The 19481-nt window shown below is 73.7% G+C and carries 17 protein-coding genes, 1 tRNA gene and 1 pseudogene; 9 read left to right on the forward strand and 10 right to left on the reverse strand.

What is annotated here, in order from left to right; translation table 11 throughout:
* The first annotated feature begins 81 nt into the window (after window positions 1-81).
* The gene (locus ACGFIG_RS04120; protein WP_392998940.1) at window positions 82-1734 is read left to right on the forward strand and encodes an alpha-amylase family protein; all 1653 of its coding nucleotides are present in this window, start codon (window positions 82-84) and stop codon (window positions 1732-1734) included.
* Window positions 1735-1786: 52 nt separating this feature from the next.
* Here ACGFIG_RS04120 and ACGFIG_RS04125 read toward each other — a convergent pair whose 3' ends face one another.
* Window positions 1787-3361, reverse strand: a complete 1575-nt coding sequence (locus ACGFIG_RS04125; RefSeq protein WP_392999430.1) for a DUF4139 domain-containing protein — start codon at window positions 3359-3361, stop codon at window positions 1787-1789.
* 119 nt (window positions 3362-3480) lie between these two features.
* On the opposite strand from ACGFIG_RS04125, the gene fabG reads away from it, so the two are divergent.
* Window positions 3481-4239, forward strand: coding sequence for a 3-oxoacyl-ACP reductase FabG (gene fabG / locus ACGFIG_RS04130; protein WP_392998942.1), 759 nt, complete (start codon window positions 3481-3483; stop codon window positions 4237-4239).
* Here fabG and ACGFIG_RS04135 read toward each other — a convergent pair.
* Both ACGFIG_RS04135 and ACGFIG_RS04140 read right to left on the reverse strand, forming a co-directional pair.
* Window positions 4212-4702, reverse strand: a pseudogene (locus ACGFIG_RS04135) (hypothetical protein). The gene fabG and the pseudogene ACGFIG_RS04135 overlap by 28 nt on opposite strands.
* Window positions 4695-5099: a hypothetical protein gene (locus ACGFIG_RS04140; RefSeq protein WP_392998944.1), complete on the reverse strand. Its 405-nt coding sequence runs from the start codon at window positions 5097-5099 to the stop codon at window positions 4695-4697. The pseudogene ACGFIG_RS04135 and the gene ACGFIG_RS04140 overlap by 8 nt, the downstream one beginning before the upstream one ends.
* A gap of 306 nt (window positions 5100-5405) precedes the next feature.
* Here ACGFIG_RS04140 and ACGFIG_RS04145 point away from each other — a divergent pair, with 306 nt between their 5' ends.
* From ACGFIG_RS04145 to erm, 4 genes are all read left to right on the forward strand, one after another.
* A complete protein-coding gene (locus tag ACGFIG_RS04145) occupies window positions 5406-6818 on the forward strand; it encodes a glycosyltransferase family 2 protein (RefSeq protein ID WP_392998946.1) in 1413 nt (470 codons plus the stop codon).
* An 88-nt stretch (window positions 6819-6906) separates the two neighbouring features.
* The gene (locus ACGFIG_RS04150) at window positions 6907-8130 is read left to right on the forward strand and encodes a glycosyltransferase (protein ID WP_392998948.1); all 1224 of its coding nucleotides are present in this window, start codon (window positions 6907-6909) and stop codon (window positions 8128-8130) included.
* Between the two features lie 159 nt (window positions 8131-8289).
* On the forward strand, window positions 8290-9195 hold the full coding sequence (locus ACGFIG_RS04155; RefSeq protein ID WP_392999432.1) for a Gfo/Idh/MocA family protein: 906 nt from the start codon (window positions 8290-8292) through the stop codon (window positions 9193-9195).
* A 413-nt stretch (window positions 9196-9608) separates the two neighbouring features.
* Window positions 9609-10406: an ErmE/ErmH/ErmO/ErmR family 23S rRNA (adenine(2058)-N(6))-methyltransferase gene (erm, locus tag ACGFIG_RS04160; RefSeq protein WP_392998950.1), complete on the forward strand. Its 798-nt coding sequence runs from the start codon at window positions 9609-9611 to the stop codon at window positions 10404-10406.
* A gap of 83 nt (window positions 10407-10489) precedes the next feature.
* On the opposite strand, the gene ACGFIG_RS04165 is transcribed toward erm, so the two are convergent.
* Entirely contained in the window at window positions 10490-10681 is a 192-nt protein-coding gene (locus ACGFIG_RS04165; protein ID WP_392998952.1) for a DUF2795 domain-containing protein, read from the reverse strand.
* A gap of 172 nt (window positions 10682-10853) precedes the next feature.
* Here ACGFIG_RS04165 and ACGFIG_RS04170 point away from each other — a divergent pair, with 172 nt between their 5' ends.
* Window positions 10854-12110 carry an erythromycin esterase family protein gene (locus tag ACGFIG_RS04170; protein ID WP_392998954.1) on the forward strand — a complete coding sequence of 419 codons (1257 nt, stop codon included), beginning with the start codon at window positions 10854-10856 and terminating at the stop codon, window positions 12108-12110.
* 107 nt (window positions 12111-12217) lie between these two features.
* On the opposite strand, the gene ACGFIG_RS04175 is transcribed toward ACGFIG_RS04170, so the two are convergent.
* The 3 genes from ACGFIG_RS04175 to ACGFIG_RS04185 form a co-directional block, all read right to left on the reverse strand.
* Entirely contained in the window at window positions 12218-14422 is a 2205-nt protein-coding gene (locus tag ACGFIG_RS04175) for an MMPL family transporter (protein WP_392998956.1), read from the reverse strand.
* A gap of 39 nt (window positions 14423-14461) precedes the next feature.
* Window positions 14462-15007: a TetR/AcrR family transcriptional regulator gene (locus ACGFIG_RS04180; RefSeq protein ID WP_392998959.1), complete on the reverse strand. Its 546-nt coding sequence runs from the start codon at window positions 15005-15007 to the stop codon at window positions 14462-14464.
* Window positions 15008-15105: 98 nt separating this feature from the next.
* On the reverse strand, window positions 15106-15588 hold the full coding sequence (locus tag ACGFIG_RS04185; protein ID WP_392998961.1) for a winged helix-turn-helix transcriptional regulator: 483 nt from the start codon (window positions 15586-15588) through the stop codon (window positions 15106-15108).
* 158 nt (window positions 15589-15746) lie between these two features.
* Between ACGFIG_RS04185 and ligD the strand changes: the two genes are divergently transcribed.
* Together ligD and ACGFIG_RS04195 are read left to right on the forward strand one after the other, a co-directional pair.
* Complete coding sequence (gene ligD, locus ACGFIG_RS04190; protein ID WP_392998963.1) at window positions 15747-16706, forward strand: non-homologous end-joining DNA ligase; 960 nt, start codon at window positions 15747-15749, stop codon at window positions 16704-16706.
* 264 nt (window positions 16707-16970) lie between these two features.
* Window positions 16971-17468 (forward strand): anthrone oxygenase family protein, encoded by a 498-nt coding sequence (locus ACGFIG_RS04195; protein ID WP_392998965.1) that lies wholly within the window; start codon window positions 16971-16973, stop codon window positions 17466-17468.
* Window positions 17469-17524: 56 nt separating this feature from the next.
* Here the strand turns inward: ACGFIG_RS04195 and ACGFIG_RS04200 are convergent, their stop codons facing one another.
* The 3 genes from ACGFIG_RS04200 to ACGFIG_RS04210 form a co-directional block, all read right to left on the reverse strand.
* Window positions 17525-17896, reverse strand: a complete 372-nt coding sequence (locus tag ACGFIG_RS04200; protein ID WP_392998967.1) for a MerR family transcriptional regulator — start codon at window positions 17894-17896, stop codon at window positions 17525-17527.
* A gap of 241 nt (window positions 17897-18137) precedes the next feature.
* Window positions 18138-18989, reverse strand: a complete 852-nt coding sequence (locus ACGFIG_RS04205) for an enoyl-CoA hydratase/isomerase family protein (RefSeq protein ID WP_392998969.1) — start codon at window positions 18987-18989, stop codon at window positions 18138-18140.
* A 399-nt stretch (window positions 18990-19388) separates the two neighbouring features.
* Window positions 19389-19460 (reverse strand) — tRNA-Arg (locus tag ACGFIG_RS04210).
* Window positions 19461-19481: the final 21 nt, after the last annotated feature.

The following is a 19481-nucleotide window of genomic DNA, read 5'->3' on the forward strand; positions in this document are numbered from 1 at the left end:
CAGTGCCCACCGCCCGTCCCGACCACGGAACCCCAGGCCCGGGGGTTTGCGGGGGCGCGGGATCGGAGACATAACCCCGGCATGGCTGACAGGTGGTACTCGGAGGCGGTCGTCTACTGCCTCGACATCGACACGTACGCGGACTCCGACGGCGACGGGGTCGGTGACATCCGGGGGCTCATCGGGCGGCTGGACTACCTCGCCCGGCTGGGCGTGACCTGCCTCTGGCTGCACCCCATCCACCCGTCACCCAACCGCGACGACGGCTACGACGCGACCGACTTCTACAACGTCGACCCGCGCTTCGGCACCCTCGGCGACTTCGCGGAACTGCTGCACCAGGCGCAGAACCGTGGCATCCGGGTGATCATCGACCTGGTGGTGAACCACACCTCGAACGAGCACCCGTGGTTCCAGTCCGCCCGCTCGTCGCCCGACTCGCCGTACCGCGACTGGTACGTCTGGGCCGACCACGAGCCGAGCGACCGGCACCAGGGCATGGTCTTCCCCGGCGAGCAGCACGAGACGTGGACCTACGACCGGACCGCCAAGGCCTGGTACTACCACCGGTTCTACAAGTTCCAGCCGGACCTGAACTTCACGAACCCCGCCGTCCGGGCCGAGATCAAGAAGATCGTCTCGTTCTGGCTCCAGCTCGGCGTCTCCGGCTTCCGGATGGACGCGGTGCCGTTCATCATCGAGCTGACCGAACCGGGCAACCCGGACTCGCCGAAGGACTTCGAGTTCCTCAGCGAGCTGCGCCAGCACGTGCAGTGGCGCCGGGGCGACGCCGTCCTGCTCGCCGAGGCCAACGTCGAGCCCGACGAACTGCCCACCTTCTTCACCGACGTAGGCGGCTCGGCGAACCGGCTGCACATGCTCTTCGACTTCATGCTCAACGGGCGGCTGATGCTGGCCCTGGCCCGGCAGGATCCCGAGCCGATCATCGAGGCGCTGCGGGACACCCCGGCGCTGCCCGAGGGCGGGCAGTGGGCCACCTTCCTGCGCAACCACGACGAGATCGACCTCTCCCGGCTCACCGCCGAGCAGCGCAACCAGGTGTACGAGCAGTTCGGCCCGGACGAGAACATGCGCATCTACGACCGGGGCATCCGCCGCCGGCTCGCCCCGATGCTCGGCAACGACCGTCGCCGCATCGAGCTGGCGTACTCGTTGCAGTTCTCGCTGCGCGGCACGCCGGTGCTGCGCTACGGCGAGGAGATCGGCATGGGGGAGGACCTGTCGCTGCCCGGCCGGGAGGCGATCCGTACCCCGATGCAGTGGTCGTTCCAGCCGAACGCCGGCTTCTCCACGGCCGACCCGGAGAAGCTGATCCGCCCGGTCATCGACAAGGGCGAGTACTCGTACGAGAAGGTCAACGTGACCGCCCAGCGCAGCGACCAGAAGTCACTGCTCGCCTGGTTCGAGCGGATGATCCGTACGCTGCGCGAGGCCCCCGAGGTGGGCTCGGGCTCGACCACCCACATCGACGTGGCGATGCCGCCGGGCGTGCTGGCGCACCGGGCCGACGGCCGCACCGGCACGATGGTCTTCGTGCACAACCTCGGCACCACCGACGCCGAGGTGGACCTCAGCATGCTGGAACCGGAGGCGGACCTGCCCGTCGACGTCCTCTCCGACCGCAACTACGGCGACGTCGGCAAGCTGGACCGGCTCAAGGTGGCCGGCTACGGCTACCGGTGGATCCGCCTCTGCCGGGGCCGCGGCCTCTGACCCGGTCGCCACGCCGAACACCGGCCGCTCCCGCCGAGGCGGGGGCGGCCGGTCACTCCCGCCAGCCGGCCAGTTCGACGCCCTTGGCGAGTTCGACGCGGAAGCCCAGGGTGATCTCACCACTGTCTCCCGGACCGAGCCGCAACTGCCAGGTCAGCTCGCCCAGCTCGGTGCGCTCGGCCGGGGGCGGGACGAGGGTGGCATCGCGGACGAGGACCGCCTCGTCGCGGGACACCGGCAGTTGGTCGCGTACCTCCACCGTCGCCGGCCGGGACGTGTGGTTGGCCACGCTGATCCGGTATTCCACGTCCCGCCGCCGGGTCGAGCCGAGCGTGGCCCGGGTGTCGGCGCGTCGGCTGAGTTTCCGCTCCACCCGGACCCGGTCGTCCACGCCGAGCGCCAGCTCGGTCTCCTCACCGGGTGCCCACGTCGGCAGCCGGGTGGCCGCGACGAAGTCGGCCCCGTGGAAGACCGCCGCCGGGCCGGGGAGCAGCGTGTGCGGCGAGGTGTTGCGGACCGTCGCGCGCAGGTGCGCCTCAGCCGCGCGGACCGGCACGGTCACGTGGTCCAGCCGGGCCGGCAGCTCCAGCACGGCGATGGTGGCCCGGTGGGCGCTGCCGTCCGCCGGCACCGCGACCGGGCGGGCCGGCCGGTAGGTGGCCGCCGTGACCCCCTGCTCGACGGTGGCCACGCTCTCGCGCATCTCGGGGCGCGGCGCGCCGGACCGGGCCACGGCCCCGGCGGGCGGACCGCCGGGCGCCGCGGGGGCCGGCATCGCGCCGAAGCTGGCCGCCCTCGGCATCGGCGGCGGCACCGGCCGGAGCCGGTCGAGATACCAGGGCGTCAGCTCGGGTACGCGGGTCGCCGCCGCCGGCCGGGCCGTCGAGAGTTCGAGTACGCACTCCGGCCAGTCCTCGCCGGTGTCCTGGCTGACCAGCCCGAACCAGGTGACGGTCATGGTGTCGTCGACCAGCCGCAGGTCGTAGGAGGGCTGCCAGCGGGCCCCGTCGATCAGGTAGCTCAGCTCCAGGTCCAGCTCGTCGTCGTCGGCGTCCACCGCCACGGTCACCTCGGCGGCCAGCCGGTCCGGTTCCCGTTTGCCGCTCGCGGCGTCCAGCTCCCGCCGGACGGCCGCCAACTCCTCGGTCAGGTCGGTACGCCGCCGGGCCAGGCCACGCCGGCGGCCCTGCGAGTCGGCGAGCTGGCCGGCCACCGAGTCGGCGAAGGCGGCCACGTCGGTCGGGGCGGCGTCGCCGGAGGCCAGCGCGCGGGCGTACGTGCCGCCGGCCCGGTCGGCCAGCCGGGTGAGGAACTGCCCCCGCTGCGCCTCGACCTCGTCCGCGTCGTCGATCTCGGCCAGCTCGTCGGCCAGCTCCCGGCTGCGCTGCTCCAGCTCGCGGACCTGCCCGTCGGCGCTGCGCGCCTGCCGCCACGTCGTGACGTCCACGCCGAGCACGGTGGCCGCGCCCCGGCCGCCGACGCGCAGCGAGTCCCGCCGTACGCCCAGCGGCAACGGTGCGATGCGTACCCGGTGCTCACCGGCGGCCAGCCGGGTGCGGCCCCGGCGGGTGACCCGGGCCCGGTCCGGGTAGACGGTGACGCCGACGACGGGTGCTTCGATTTCCACTGCCCTCACGGCGGCGAGAGTAGTAGGGCGGTGCTCGCACCGGCGTTCCGCGCCGGGCCGCCACGGCGTACGGCTGGGTTAAGCTCCTTCGATCGATTGCAGGTTACCGGGAGGTAGGCATGTCGGAGGAGCAGCGGGTCGCCATCGTCACGGGGGCGGCGCGGGGGATCGGGGCGGCGACCGCCCGGCGGCTGGCGGCCGACGGCCTCGCGGTCGCGGTGGTCGACATCGACGAGTCCGCGACCAAGGAGACCGTGGACGCCGTCGCGGCGGCCGGCGGCCGGGCGCTCGGCGTCGGCGCGGACGTGTCCGACCGGGCCCAGGTCGAGGCGGCCGTGGAACGGATCGCCGCCGAGCTGGGCGCCCCGACGGTGCTGGTCAACAACGCCGGCGTGCTCCGCGACAACCTGCTGTTCAAGATGACCGACGCCGACTGGGACACGGTCATGGGCGTGCACCTGCGCGGCGCGTTCCTGTTCAGCCAGGCCGCCCAGAAGCACATGGTCGAGGCCAAGTGGGGCCGCATCGTCAACCTGTCCAGCACCTCGGCGCTCGGCAACCGGGGCCAGGCGAACTACTCGGCGGCGAAGGCCGGCCTCCAGGGCTTCACCAAGACCCTCGCCATCGAGCTGGGCCCGTTCGGGGTGACCGTCAACGCGGTCGCGCCCGGCTTCATCGTCACCGACATGACCGCCGCCACCGCCGCCCGGATGAAGGTCGACTTCGAGGCGCTCCAGAAGCACGCCGAGTCGGAGATCGCGGTGCGCCGGGTCGGCCGCCCCGAGGACGTCGCGCACACCATCTCGTTCCTGGCCAGCGAGGGCGCCTCCTTCGTCTCCGGCCAGGTGATCTACGTGGCCGGCGGCCCGAAGGACTGAGCCCCCGCGTACGCCCCGGCGGGCACCCGCCCGCCGGGGATCAGGCCGCCGGGGCGGGGCGGGTGCGCCAGAGCCAGAGCAGGCCGAGCACCGGCAGGACCAGCGGGACGTAGCCGTACCCGCTGCCGAACTGCGACCAGACCGTCTCGTCGGGGAAGAGCTCCGGCTCGACGAGGCTGAGGGCGCCGACGCCGAGCACCCCGGCCAGCTCCACGGCGCAGCAGGCCAGGGCGACGCGGCGGCCGGCGGCGCCGGCGCGGGCCAGACCCACCGCCGCGACGATGTAGATGGCCGCCGCGAGGGCCGAGAGCAGGTACGCCACGGGCGCCTCGTCGAACTTCGTGGCGATCTGCAGGCCGGCGCGGCTCGTCGCGGCGATCGCGAAGATCAGGTAGACCGCGATCAGCAGCCGGCCCGGCCCGGCGTTGGTCCGCTTCGCCTCCGGGGCGCGTACGTCAGCCACCCAGCACCTCCCAGGTCTGCTGGAGCCGTACGACGACCACCGGCGTGACCAGGCAGACCGCGCAGACGATCGCCGAGCCCCAGCGCGTCGGCTCCATCCGGGCCAGCACCCAGGCCAGCGGCGGCAGGCAGACCACCGTGGCGACGTACCCGAAGAAGGCGCCCGGCTCGCCCGGCCGCTCGCCGCCGGCGAGGGCGACCAGCGCCACCGCCGCGAGCGCGAGCAGCGCCACCTCCAGCACGGCCAGGCCGGCGAACTGCACCCGGTCCGGTGCGCGGTGGCGCAGCGTGGCGACCAGCGCCCACGCGGCGATGAGGAGCGACAACACGATCGAGGCGGTCGCGAGGAGCCCGTCCACCGGCGATGACGCCGACGCTGCGCTGGTCACCGGGGCCATCCGGAGTGCGGTTCGGTCACCGGCACAGCCTACTAACCCACGTAGTACACCCTGTCACCCGCCGCCCCGCCGCCCCGCCGCAGCGCTCCGTCACCCGTGAGCCGTCCGGCGCCCGGTCCGATCCGACGCCCGGCGCCCGGCGCCCGGCGGGGCGGATGCGGGTCCGGCCGAGGGGTTGACTGTCGCGAAGGGACGGTCGAACCCCTATCGACCCCTATTCGCGAGCAGGGGCACGGTTGCGCAGCGTTAGTCTCTGATGACGTCACGCGACTCCGACGGCACGTTCGTCTGACGGAGAGGACCACCATGTCGTTGCCCACCATTCCCCCGGCGCTGAGCGTGGTGATCCCGACCTACCAGGATCCGCAGTGCCTCGCGCTGACCCTCAAGGCACTGACCCGACAGACGCTGTCGCCGGAACGCTTCGAGGTGATCGTGGTCCGGGACGGTGGCTCGTCCGACGGATACGCGGAGGCCCTCGTCGAAGGTGCCGGCCTGCGCCTGCGCGTACTGGAGCTCGCCGAACGCAGGGGTCGCTCGGTCGCCCGCAACGAAGGGGTGCGGCGAGCCGCCGCGCCCCTTCTGGTCTTCCTTGACGCCGACTCGTGGGCCGTGCCCGAACTGCTGGAGCGGCACCTGACGTGGCACGGCAGCCCCGGCAGCGCGGCGGTGCTGATCGGCCGGCGGGACGAGATCGGGCTGGCAGACCTGCCCGCCGTGCTGGCCGGAGAGTCGGACTCGATCGCGCGCGCCTTCCCGCGCGGCGGCGACCTGCGGTTCGGGACGGGGCTTCCGGACGACGGCGGCGACTGGCTCCGGGCCGGCTGGGTGATCGCCTACACGCACAACGTCTCGCTCTCCCGTTCGCTCTTCACACAGGTCGGTGGCTACCGCGAGGCGTTCGGGCTGAGCTACGGCATGGAGGACGTCGAGCTGTTCTACCGCGTGGACCGGAGCCTGCCGGGCGGCGTCAACTTCGGCTACGACGACGAGGCCCGGGTCGTCCACCTGCCGCACTACAAGAACATCAACCGCGACTTCATGGAGTTGAAGGCCAACTTCCAGCAGGCCGCCAAGCTCTATCCCTGCATCGAGTGGGAACTCCTCAGCGCCGTCATGGGATACGAGGCGATCCGGCGGATCCTGCACTACCGGGCCCTCGTCGACGAGTGCGTCGAGCGGTCGGCCTGTGCCATCGGGCCCGCCGCCGCCCGGCTCGGCGGCCAGTTGCGGGGGCCCCGGACCCTCTGGATCGGCACCGGCCGCGCCGAGTCGGGGCTGCCGGCCTCGGCGCCGACCTTCGACTACGCCGCACCCATCGGGCCGGCCAACTCCCACCTGCTCGGCCTCGCCCCACCCATGCCGCCGGGCAGCCTGGACGCGGTGGTCAGCGTCGACTTCTGGCGGTACCTGCTGTGGCCGGAGCTCTGCCAGTTCATCTCCGCCTCGCTGGCGCTGAGTGGCGAGGTGCACCTGGTCGCCACCGCCGACTCGACGCCGGGGATGTGCGCCGCCGACCCACAGACGCTGGACTACCTGCGCCAGGCGCAGGCCGCCCAGTGCACGGCTGAACTGCGCGCCGTCGAAGGGCTCGGCCACGTGTTGACCCTGCGGGCCCGCCGGCCGGTGCCCCGTGCCGTGCGCCGGATGCCCGCACAGACCGCCGCCCGGACGCGACCCACGGCACTGGCGCCGGGGCGCACCCCGACGCGGGGATAGCGGATCGACGGTGCAGCCGGGCCCGACAAGGGTGTCGGGCCCGTTCCACCGCGCCCGGATCCGCGGCTAGAGACGGAAAGGCGAGCACATGCGCGTACTGCTGTCGACTCTCGGGTCGCGGGGTGATGTCCAACCACTGGTGGCGCTGGCGTCGCGGTTGAAGGCTCTCGGCCTGCACGTGCGCCTCTGCGCCCCGCCGGACTTCGCCCGCTGGGTGAGTACCTTCAAGATCCCCTTCGTGCCCGTCGGCCCGCCCTGGCGCAGGTCGGCGGCGCCCGGGCCGCGCGCCGCCGTGCCCCGGCCCTCGCCCGCACAGGTCCGCAAGTTGGCCGAGTCCTCCATCGGCATCCAGTACGAGGTGCTGTCGGCGGCGGCCCGGGACTGCGACGTCCTCGTCGCGTCGACCGGCCTCCAGGTCGCCGCCCGCACGGTCGCGGAGAAGCGGGGCATCCCGTACGTCTACGCGGCGCTCTGCCCGGCGGCCCTTCCCTCACCGCACCATCCGCCGCTGCCGCTGCCCCTCCTCGGGGAGAGACCGGCACCCGAGTCGGCCGACAACGGCGAACTGTGGGCCGCCAACCTGCGGCACGTCAACGACACCTTCGGCGTGCCGCTCAACGCACTGCGGTCGGCGGTGGGACTGGTCCCGGTCGACGACGTCAGCGACCACATCCACACCGACCAGCCGTGGCTGGCCACGGATCCGACGCTGGCACCCTGGCCGGACGCCGCCGACACGGCCGTCTACCAGCCGGGCGCCTGGCTCCTGCCGGACGAGCGGCCGCTGCCCGCCGAGCTGAGGGCCTTCCTGGACGCCGGCGGACCGTGCGTCTACGTCGGATTCGGCAGCGTCGCCGCGCCACCGGGACTGCTGGAGACGGCTGTCCAGGCGGTACGCGCGGTCGGCTGCCGGTTGGTCGTCTCCAGGGGCTGGGCGCCATTGTCGCGGACTGACCGGGCGTCCGACTGTCTGGTCGTCGGCGAGGTCAACCAGCAGGCGCTGTTCAAGGAGGTGGCCGCGGTGGTCCACCACGGCGGCTCGGGCACCACGACCACCGCCGCGCGGGCCGGCACGCCGCAGGTCGTCATACCGCAGGTCTACGACCAGCACTACTTCGCGCGGCGGGTGGCCGCCCTCGGCATCGGCACCGCACACCCCGGCGCGGTGCTGACCGTCGAGTCGCTGACCGAGGCGCTCGGCGCCGCGCTGCGCCCCGAGGTGGCCGACCGTGCCCGCGAGTTCGCCGCCGTCGTACGCACCGACGCGGCACAGCTCGCCGCGACCCGGTTGACCGCCGCCCTGGGGGCCTGAGGCGTAGACGAGCGGCGGTCCGCCACCGGTGCCGCGTCCACCCCGGACCCGACACCGGTGGCGGACCGGGGCGGGACGCCGCGACGACTTCCGACACGGCCCCCGGCGTGGGTACCGGCCGCGGGTACCGTGGTGGGACGACGACGGGTGGAGGTTCTCGTGGTGCGGTTCGGGTTGTTCGGCACCGGTCACTGGGCGGCCGAGACGCACGGGGCGGCGCTGGACACGCACCCCGGGGTCGCGTTCGCCGGCGTCTGGGGCCGGGACCCGCGCAAGGCGGCGGCCCTGGCCGAGCGCTACGGGGTGCCGGCGTTCGACGACGTCGACGCGCTCGTCGACGCCTGCGACGCGGTCGCCGTGGCCCTCCCGCCGGACGTCCAGGCCGACATCGCGGTCCGCGCGGCCACCGCCGGCCGGCACCTGCTGCTGGACAAGCCGCTCGCCTTGAGCGTGGCCGACGCCGACCGGGTGGTCGACGCCGCGCAGGCGGCGGGCGTCGCCTCGGTGGTCTTCTTCACCGGCCGCTACCAGCCCGACGTGGCCGCCTTCCTCGCCTCGACGGCCGCCGTCGGCGGGTGGCACACCGCCAAGGCGGTCCGGTTCGGGTCCATCTTCCAGCCGGGCAGCCCGTACGGCGCCTCGCCCTGGCGCCGGGAGCACGGCGCGCTGTGGGACGTCGGGCCGCACGCGCTGTCGCTCCTCCTGCCGGTGCTCGGCCGGGTCACCCGCGTCGCCGCGATGGATGGGCCGCGCGGGCTAGTGCACCTGCTCCTCACCCACGACGGGGGCGCGACCAGCACCGTCTCGCTGACCCTGGACGCCCCGCCGGAGGCGGTGAGCCGGGAGTTCGTCTTCTACGGCGAGAACGGCGTCGAGACCGTTCCGGCCGGCGAGGGTGACTCGGTGACCGCGTTCGGGGTGGCGGTCGACCAGTTGCTGGAGGAGATCGGGTCGGGCACCCGCGACCACCACTGCGACGTGCGCTTCGGCCGCGAGGTCGTCGCCGTGCTCGCCGCCGCCGAGACCGCCCGCGCCGAGGGCCGCACCGTGGACCTGTCGGGCTGACCCGCCGACGAGGCGGAAAAGCGGTCGCCTTCCGGCGGGGGCGTGGCTAGGGTCGCGGCATGTTCGCGCACGCTCTGATCGAGGCGGTCGGCACGCCGGCCGCACTCGGGCCGCTGCTGGTGGCCCGCCCGCGAGTCCGGCGTCCGGCCCTGTCCGGCGCGATCCGCGACTGACCCGCACCGCACAGACGACGCCACCGCCCGGCGAGCCCGGGCGCCGCGCCGTCCCGCCACGCCCCCGGGCACCGTCCCGGGCAGGTGCCGCCCGCACCTCGCGTGGCGTTGCGCTGTGCACCACCGATCCCCCGCGCCACGCACAGGGCCGTCCGAGTCCCCTGAATTCTCCGGACAGGCCCCCGTTCCCGGCTGCCTGTCCGCTCCGTCGCCGCACGGCGACAGACAGGACGACGACCCGTGGCGCCCCGCCGTACCCGAGCAACCGAACGCGACCGGTCCCGTCGCGTACTATCCCAGAACTTCCTCGCCGACCCGGCCGCGATCGCCCGGCTGGTGCACGCCGCCCGCCCCCGGCCCGACCGGCTCCTGCTGGAGGTGGGCGCCGGCCGGGGCCAGCTCACCCGGCCGCTCGCCGCCCGCTGCCGGCACCTGACGGCGTACGAGGTGGACCCGGCCGCCGGTGCGGAGCTGGCCCGCGTCTGCGCGGCCCTGCCGAACGTGGCGCACCGGCAGGCCGACTTCCTCACCGCCGCGCCGCCGCCCGAGGAGTTCGACGTGGTCGGCAACATTCCCTGGTCGCTGACCTCGGCCGTGGTGCGCTGGTGCCTGTCCGCGCCCGGCCTGCGCGCGGCCACCCTGCTCACCCAGCTCGAGTACGCCCGCCGCCGCAGCGGCGACTACGGCCGGTGGACCAGGCTGACCGTGCTGACCTGGCCGGAGTTCGGTTGGCGGCTCGCCGGGCGGGTGCCCCGTACGGCGTTCCGCCCGGTGCCGAGGGTGGACGCCGGCATCCTGCGCGTCGAGCGGCGACCGGAGCCGCTGCTGGCCGCGGCGGCGCTGCCCGCGTACCGCCGGATGGTGGAGATCGGCTTCGACGGGGTCGGCGGCTCGCTCGCGGCCTCGCTCGCCCGGCACCACCCGCGGGCGCGGCTGTCGGCGGCGCTGCGGGCGACCCGGCTCGACCCGACCATCCCGGTCGGGCACGTCTGGCCCGAGCAGTGGCTGGTGCTGTTCCGGCTGCTGCACGCCCGCTGACCGGTCGTCGTGCCGCGTCTGCCGCCGCGCGTCGGTGGTGGGCAGGCGGCCGGTGGGACCATGTGGGGTGAGCCGGGCCCGGCTCAGGCCAGCGTGTTCAGGGCCTCGCCCAGCTCGGCGGGGGAGTCGAACTCCTCCGCCGGCAGGGCCCGCAGCGTCTGGAGCATCTCCGTGCTCACCCCGTTCTCCTGGGCCCAGCGGACCAGGTCCTCCCGGGAGACCGGATAGTCGAGCCCGGCCAGGTACTCCTGCAACTGCGCGCCGGTGACGGTCATGCCGGCGGGCTACCCGCTCAGCCCGCCGGCACACGGTTTCCGCCCCGCTCCGCGCCGTGCGTGCTCCCGGCGCCGGACGACCGGGTACGCGGCACGAGATCACCGCCACCGGGCGTCGGCCGTGGCCGGGGCGTGATCGGTTTGCCCGGCGGCGCGCCGGGTAGCCGCCCGCATGCTGGTTCAGCGGCTCGGCGCGCCGAGCGACTTCGACCCGTTGCTGGAGCGCGTCCGGGACGCCCGGATCGTGATGATCGGCGAGGCGACGCACGGCAGCTACGACTACTACCGGCTGCGCGAACAGCTCACCCGCCGGCTGATTGCCGAGTGCGGGTTCTCGTTCGTGGCCGTGGAGGGGGACTGGCCCGACTGCGACCGGGTGCACCGCTCGGTGACCGCCGCCCCGGGCGGGGCCGCCGACCCGCGTACCGCGCTGGAACGCTTCGAGCGCTGGCCGACCTGGATGTGGGCGAACGCCGAGGTGGCCCGCTTCTGCTCCTGGCTGCGGGCGTGGAACGTGGAGCGGCCCGAGGACGCCCGGGCCGGCTTCCACGGCCTGGACGTCTACAGCCTCTGGGAGTCCATGCAGGCGATCTTCGACTACCTCGGCGAGGAGGACCCGGGCTCGCTGGAGGCGGCGCAGGAGGCGTACCGCTGCTTCGAGCCGTACGGCAAGCGGATCGAGGAGTACGGCGCGGCGAGCCGGTTCGTCTCCGCCCGTTGCGAGGAGGAGGTCGTACGGCTGCTGGCGCGTACCCGTGAACAGGCCGCCGGGGACGGCCCGGACAGCTTCTCGGCCTGGCAGAACGCGGAGGTGGTGGCCGGCGCGGAGCGCTACTACCGGGCGATGGTGCGCGGCGGGCCGGAGTCGTGGAACATCCGGGACACGCACATGGCGGACACCCTGGACCGGCTGCTGGAGCGCTACGGCCCGGGCGCGCGGGGCATCGTCTGGGCGCACAACACGCACGTCGGCGACGCCCGCGCCACCGACATGGCCGCCGACGGGATGGTCAACGTCGGCCAGTTGGCCCGCGAGCGGCACGGGGCCGACCAGGTGGTCCTGGTCGGCTTCGGCGGCTACCGGGGCACGACGATCGCCGCGCCGCGCTGGGGCTCGCCGGCCGAGGCGATGATCGTGCCGCCGGCCCGCCCCGGATCGGTGGAACACCGGCTGCACGAGCTGATGCCCGAGCGGGCGGTGCTCGTCTTCGGCGGCGACGACCAGCCCGGCTGGGTCACCGGGCCCGCCGACCACCGGGCGATCGGGGTGGTCTACGACCCGTCCTTCGAGGCGTGGGGCAACTACGTGCCGACCCGCCTGGGGGAGCGCTACGACGCCTTCGTCTGGTGCGACGAGACGACGGCCCTGCACCCCCTCCCCGCCCTGAGCACCCCGGGCGAGATGGAGACCTACCCGGCCGGGGTCTGACCCCTCCCGCTCCCGCTGATCATGCAGTTGTGGTGCCCGTTCCAGCCGGCTTCGCCGGTTGTGCGGGGCACCACAACTGCATGATCGACTCAGGCGGGTCAGGCGGGTCAGGCGCGGGCCGGGGCCTTCTCGTCCAGGTGGGCGCGCAGGCCCTCGCCCTCGATGTCGACGTTGGGCAGGATCTTGTCCAGCCAACGCGGCAGCCACCAGGCGCGCTTGTCGAGCAGCGACATCACGGCCGGCACGATGGTCATCCGGACCACGAACGCGTCGATGGCGACGCCGATGGCGAGCGCGAAGCCCATCGACTTGATGACCGGGTCGTCGAGGAAGACGAAGCCGCCGAACACCGAGATCATGATCAGCGCGGCGGCGGTGACCACCCGGGCGCCGTGCCCCATGCCGTTGATGGTCGCCTGCTGCGCGGTGTCGCCGTGCACGAAGTCCTCCCGCATCCGGGAGACCAGGAACACCTCGTAGTCCATCGCCAGGCCGAACAGGATGCCGATCAGCAGGATGGGCAGGAAGCTGACCAGCGGGCCGGGCGTGTCCAGGCCGACCAGGTCGGCGAGGTGGCCCTGCTGGAACACCGCCACGGTGATGCCGAACGTGGCGGCGACCGTGAGCAGGAAGCCCAGCGCGGCCTTGACCGGCACCAGCACCGAACGGAAGACCAGCATCAGCAGCAGCACCGAGAGCCCCACCACCAGCAGCAGGTACACCGGCAGGGCGTCGGAGAGCTTCTCGGAGACGTCGATGCCGATCGCGGTCGCCCCGGTCAGCAGCACGTCGACGTCGCGGAAGTCGCCCACCGCCGCGCGTACGTCGTTGACGAGCGTCTCGGTGGCCTCGTCGGTCGGACCCGTCTTCGGCACCACCCCGAGCAGCGCGGTACGGCCGTCCGGGCTGAGCTGCGGCGGAGCCACCGCGAGGACGTTCTCGGTGCGCTGGACCAGCGCGGTGACCTGCGGGATGGCGGCTGCGGTCTCCTGCGGGTCGTCCCCGGCGACCACCACCGCGAGCCGGCCGGTGAAGCCCGGTCCGAAGCCCTCGACGATGAGATCGTTCGACTCCCGGGCCGGCGAGCCGACCGGCGCGGTGCCGGCGTCGGGCAGCGACAGCCGCATGTCCGGCGTGGGCAGGGCGAGCAGCCCCAGCCCGAGCACCCCGACCAGGATGACCGGCACCCGGAACCGGGTGGCGAGACGCGCCCAGCGGAACCCGAAGCCCGAACGGTCCTCGGCGGGCGGGGTCACCGGAGCGGCGGCGTCGACCGCCCCGTCCCCGGCCGGCACGGTGGTGCGCAGCTTGCGGGGCAGCACCCGGCGGCCGGCGAAGCCGAGCAGCGCCGGCTGGAGCGTGATCGCGACCAGCACCGCGACGGTGACCGTGGCGGCGGCGGCCAGACCCATCACCGTGAGGAACGGGATGTTCACGACGGCCAGCCCGGCCAGCGCGATGACCACGGTGGCGCCGGCGAAGACCACGGCCGACCCGGCCGTGCCCACGGCCCGGCCCACCGCCTCGTCCGGCGACAGCCCCTCCAGCAGGTTCTGCCGGTAGCGGGAGGTGATGAAGAGCGAGTAGTCGATGCCGACCGCGAGGCCCAGCATCAGGGCGAGGATCGGCGCGGTGGTGCTCAGGTCGACCACGCTGCTGATGGTGAACAGGCCCGCCATGCCGACGCCCACGCCGATCAGCGCGTTGAGCATGGTCATCCCGGCCGCCACGAGCGAGCCGAACGTGACCACCAGGACGAGCGCGGCGACCGCCACACCGATCACCTCGGTGGAGCCGACCTCCGGCACGCTGCTGAGCACCTCGCCGCCGGGCGCGACCTCCCAACCCTGGGCCTCGACGCGCTCGCCGACCTTCTCGTACGCGTCACGCTGGTCGTCGGTCACCTCGTCGGCGCCCGTGGCGAACTGGACCTGGATCAGCGCGTACCGGCCTTCCGGGGAGACCGCTCCCACCTGGAACGGGTCGACGGCGCCGACCACGCCGGGCAGCGTCCCGGCCTCCTGGATGAGCTCCTTCACCACGGCCTGCCCCTCCGGGCTGGCGAGCGCGCCGTCGGCCGGGGCCTTGACCGCGATCGTGCCGGTCGCGCCGCTGGCCGCCGGGAACTGCTCGGCGAGCAGGTCCAGGGCGCGCTGCGACTCGGTGCCCGGCATGGTGAAGTTGTCGGCCAACTGGCCGCGCAGGGTCCCGGCGGCGAGGCCGAGACCGACGAGTACGACGAGCCAGATGGCCGCGACGAGTCGCCGCCGGCGCATCGAGCCCCGGCCGAGCCGGTAGAGGAGGGTGGCCATGAGTTCCTTGTCCTCGGTCGTGGAATGGGTGGAAACAGATCAGTCGACGGGCTCCAGCGCCCGCCGGGCGAGTGCCAGCAGGGCGGCGCGCAACTCCTCGTCGGGCACGTCGCCGAACTCCCCGCAGGTCTCGGAGATGCCGGCGAGCAGCACGAGCGCGGCGATCCGGGCCGACGGGCGTTCCGGGTGCCCGGCGAGCGCGTCGACCAGCCGCTCGGAGATCCGCTGGATGTGCGCGAAGGCGGGCTGCTGGAGCAGCTCCGGGAACTCACCCCGGAGCAGGGCGATCTCGCGCCGGAAGCGGACCGCGAGGTCGACGAAGCCCTCGGCGGCGACCCGTTGGGCGGTCGCGCCGCGATGCGCGCGGATCCGCTCGTCGAGCGCGTGGAGGACGCCGATCGCCGGGGCCATCAGCTCGGTGAGGATGGCCTCCTTGTTGGCGAAGTGGTAGAGCACCGCCGCCTTGGAACAGCCGACCTCGCGGGCGATGTCCTGCAACGAGGTGCCCCGGTAACCGGTCGTCGCGAACCGTCGAGCCGCCGCCGCAAGGATCTCGTCGTGCGTCTCCGGAACCATCCGCGCCATGCCGGTCCACCTCCCCGACCAGCATGCCTGACCGATCGGTCAGACCCTGACCGATCGGTCAGATGAGTGACGTGGCGTTTCCCACAGACGGCCGAGGTTTACGGCTCCGCCGGCCGTCCGACGAGGCCGTCGCCGGTTCGGGCGGGAGTCCCGCCCGCCTGGTCGGCCGCGCCGTGTGCCCGGTCGTACGCGGCCCGGGCGTCGGCGATCGCGCTCCGGTGCCGTTCCGCCCAACGGGTCAGGGCGACCAGCGACTCGTAGAGCTCCAGCGCCATCGGCGTGGCCGTGTACTCCACCTTCGGCGGGACGGTCGGATGGACCGTACGGCGCAGCAGCCCGTCGCGCTCCAGGTTACGCAGGGTCAGGGTGAGCATCCGGCGGCTGATGCCCTCCACGCGGCGCTCCAGCTCGGTGAAGCGCACCGGGCCCCGGGAGGCGGCGACCAGGATGCCGATGCTCCACTTGCCGCCCACCCGGTCCAGCACCTCGCGGACGGTGCACGCCTCGGCCTGACCGGGTGCGACCGCCCCGCACGCCCGCGCCGCCCGGCCGGCGGTCGCCTCGCCGTTCCCCTGGGCCATGAAGGTGCCTCCCTCGCTCTGCCCCCATGGTCACAGAGTCGCCGCGACCGGCCTGACCTGGGTGGTCGACGCTGAAGGGGGCCGGTCAGTCGACACCGGGCGTGTTCACCCCGCCGCGTCCGGTTGACCGCCGGCCTCCGGCCCGCGAAGGTGGTCGGATGAGTGGCGCTGACGAAAGCCGGGACGGGGTGTCGCTGACCAACCTCGACCAGCCGCTGTCCGACACCGCCGGCGCGACCAAGCGGGACCTGGTCGACTACCTCGACGCCGTGCACGAGCGGATCCTGCCGCAGCTGCGCGGCCGGCCGCTGTCGGTGATCCGCGTCCGGCCGGGGCAGCCGCCGTTCATGCAGAAGAACCTGCCGAAGTACACCCCGGACTGGGTGGCCCGCACGCCGGTCTGGGCCGAGGCGTCGCACCGCGAGATCTCGTACGCGCTCTGCGACGACCGGCGCACCCTGCTCTGGTTCGCCAACCAGCGCGCCGTCGAGTACCACCCCACCCTCGCCACCGTCGAGGACCTGCACCGCCCCACCCACCTGGTGCTCGACCTCGACCCGCCGGAGGGGGACTCGTTCGCGCTGGCGGTCGCCGCCGCCCTGCTGGTCCGGCAGGCGCTCGCCGACGCCGGGCTCACCGGGGCGGTCAAGACCAGCGGGGCCAAGGGCGTGCACGTCTTCGTGCCGGTGGCGCGGGGCGCCACGGTCGAGGACATGGCCGCCGCGACGCGGGCGGTGGCGGCCCGCGCCGAACGGCTCGACCCGGCGCTGGCCACCACCGCCTTCATCCGCGAGGACCGGGGCGGCAAGGTGTTCGTCGACTCGACCCGCGCCGGCGGGGCGACCGTGGTGGCCGCCTACAGCCCCCGCCTGCGGCCGGGCGTGCCGGTCTCCTTCCCGGTCGACTGGGCCGACCTGGGCGACGTCACCCCGGCCGACTTCACGATCCGTACCGTCCCGGCGCTGGTCGCCGACCGCGACCCGTGGACCGAGCGGCTGCCCGCGCCGCAGCGGCTCCCGGCGGACCTGGTCGCGGAGGGGCACACCATCCCGATCGCCCGGGTGCAGGCCATGCACGAGGGCAAGCGCCGGGCCCGCGCCCGCCGCGCCGCCGGCTGACGTACGCCCACCAGCCGCGCCGCGCCGACCCTGCTCGCCGCCCTTCCTGCTGCTGTCGACCATCCCGCGCTACGGCGGGGAGCGATCCCCGACTGCGCGGACGGGCGACCGATCCGTGCCGCCGTACGCCCGGAGGCGACGCCGTCATGGCGCTCCCGGGCGGCAGACGGGCGACGGCGGCCGACCTAGCGTCGACGACGACCCGGCGGACGGCGTCGGGACGACCCGGCGGCGGACGGCGTCGGCGGATCGGCAGGAGGAACCATGACCCGCAGCAGGTTGACCTGGGCGGTGCTCGTCGCTCTCGTATGGGCGGCCATGATGTCGTTCGGCGGCGTCGCCGCCGAAACGGTGATGCTCTACCCGAACATCTTCGGGGACCCGCCGGCGTCGCTGGACCGCGCCCGCGAGTTCCTGGTAGCGGGCGGCCCGAGCGACTACTTCCCGCCGCTCGGCGCGACCGTCGTGCTCGCCAGTCTCGTGGCGGCGGTGCTCACCTGGCGCGACCGCCGGCTGCGCTGGTGGATCGCCGGCGCGGCCGTGGTCTTCGTCGCCTGCGAGTTCCTGTTCTCGGTGTTCTTCTTCTGGCCGCGCAACGAGATCATGTTCGTCGACCCGGTCGGCACGCACTCCCCGGAGTACCTGCGCCAGGTCGCGGCCGAGTTCGTCGCCGGGCACCGGGTGCGCCTGGTGGGCGGGGCGGTGACGGCAGCGTTGGCGTTCACCGCGCTGCTGCGCTGGGCGACGGCGCCTCGGACCTGACGCGGACGAGCGAACGGGTGGACGCCCGGCGTCCTGCATGACCCGCCCTGCGGCCGTCACCGCGTGAGCGCGTCCGGCTCGCTTGCGCGGGACGCGAGCGCCTCGTCGATGACTGCTTGCAGCCGGTCCCGGGTGTCGATGAGGTCGACGATCTGGCGGCTGATGCGGTCGTGTTCGGTGACGAGGCGGGCCAGCGACTCGGGGGTGCTGATCCCGGTGTCCACGCAGGGCAGCAGGTCACGGATGGCGGTGCTGGACAGCCCGGCGGCGTACAGCTGCTGGATGAGCCGGACGCGGTCGACGGCGGTGGCGGGGTAGTGCCGTTGCCCGCTGGGGCTGCGGTGGGCGGCGAGGATGCGCTGCTCCTCGTAGTAGCGCAAGGCGCGCACGCTCACCCCGGACACGGCGGCCAGCTCGCCGATGCGCACGATGTCCTCCTCGTGGCCGATCAGGTCCCGGCCGGGTCAGCCTACGTCCGGCTACAGGCGTCAGCGGTGCACGCCCAGTGGCGGCCCGAGCTGGTTGGGGCGCTGAAGGCGCTACGTCGGCCGGACGGCGCCATCGACGGCCGGCCGCCGCGGTGAGGTCGCCGAGGCGGAGTCCTGGCGACCGCGGGCGGTCCGCTGCGGGCTCCGGTGGGGACGGAGCCCGCCGGGGCTGGAGCCGGGTTCAGGCGGCGCGGTCCATGACGGCTTCGAGGTCCAGCTCGCCCGCCCGGGTCTGCATCCCGGCGTCGAGGTAGCGGGCGGTGCGGTCGAGTGCCGCCTGCGGTGAGGGGTACACGAGGCCGAGGGCTTGCGCCTCGCGGGTCAGGCCCTCCTCGAGCCGGTCGCCGCCGGTCGCGGCGTTCACCGCGGCTTTCGCGGCGGCGATCTGCTGCGGGGTGAGTGCGGCCATGCGTCGGGCCAGGTCGGCGACGAAGGCGTCGAGTTCGCCGGCGGGAACGGCCCGGTTGATCCAGCCGTAGCGCTCGGCGGTGTCGGTGTCGTACAGCCCGGCGCCCAGGATCGCCTCCAGCGCGCGCGGCCGGCCGATCAGCGAGGACAGCAGCTGGGTGCCGCCACCACCGGGAATGATGCCCAGCCGGGTCTCCAGCTGCGACATCCAGGTGCGTCCGGCGGCGGCGAAACGCATGTCCATGGCGGTGGCGAGTTCGTTGCCGCCCCCGCGGAGCCGTCCGGACAGCTTCGCGATCGTCACCTGCGGCAGGGACCGGATCGACAGCATCAGGTGCTGCATCGGGTTGAGCTGCGCAGTGCCCGTGTCGTCGGCGCCCAGGGCCATGAACCCGGCGGGGTCGGCGGCGAAACACGCGTCGACGTGGGCGGAGAAGAACTCCGGTACGTCGCTCTGCACGACGACGACCCGCACGTCGGTGTCATCGCCGACGGCACGCACGAAACGCTTCAGTTCGGGCACCAGTGTCGCGTCGAGCAGGTTCAGTGGCGGGTGGGACAGGGTCACCCAGGCGACGCCGTCGGCATCGGTGATCCGCAACGCGGTGAAATCGGGGTACTGCATCGTGTTCCTCCACGCGGTGACCGCCCACCCGGTGTGGCCGGCCTCGCGAAAACGACGCTAGGACCTGACGTTGGCGTCAGAGGCAAGGGCTGTGACCCGGGTCATCAGACGGCGGCGGCGATGCCTCGGTCCGGTCACAGTGTCCACCCCCGTGCTGCGGACGGAGGCCGTCGTCCTCGTGCCGCGAACCTGAAGCTGCTGACCGAGGCGGTCGTGCCACGTGCTGCGAAGCCTGAAGCTGCGGGCCCAGGCGGTCGTGCCCGTAATGCGAAGTCTGAAGCTGCGGGCCGGGGAGGGCGGGCGACGGTCGGATGCGGGCCGGACCGACGAAGAAGGCCACTGACCGGTGTTGTTGCTGGTCAGTGGCCTTAGCGCAGGTGGCGCATGTTTTGTTGTGTGTGCCCCCGGCAGGATTCGAACCTGCGCCCCCGCCTCCGGAGGGCGGTGCTCTATCCCCTGAGCTACGGGGGCTCAGCGACTGGAGAAGACTAG

It is taken from the genome of Micromonospora sp. NPDC049048, from assembly GCF_043197615.1.
GTDB lineage: Bacteria > Actinomycetota > Actinomycetes > Mycobacteriales > Micromonosporaceae > Micromonospora.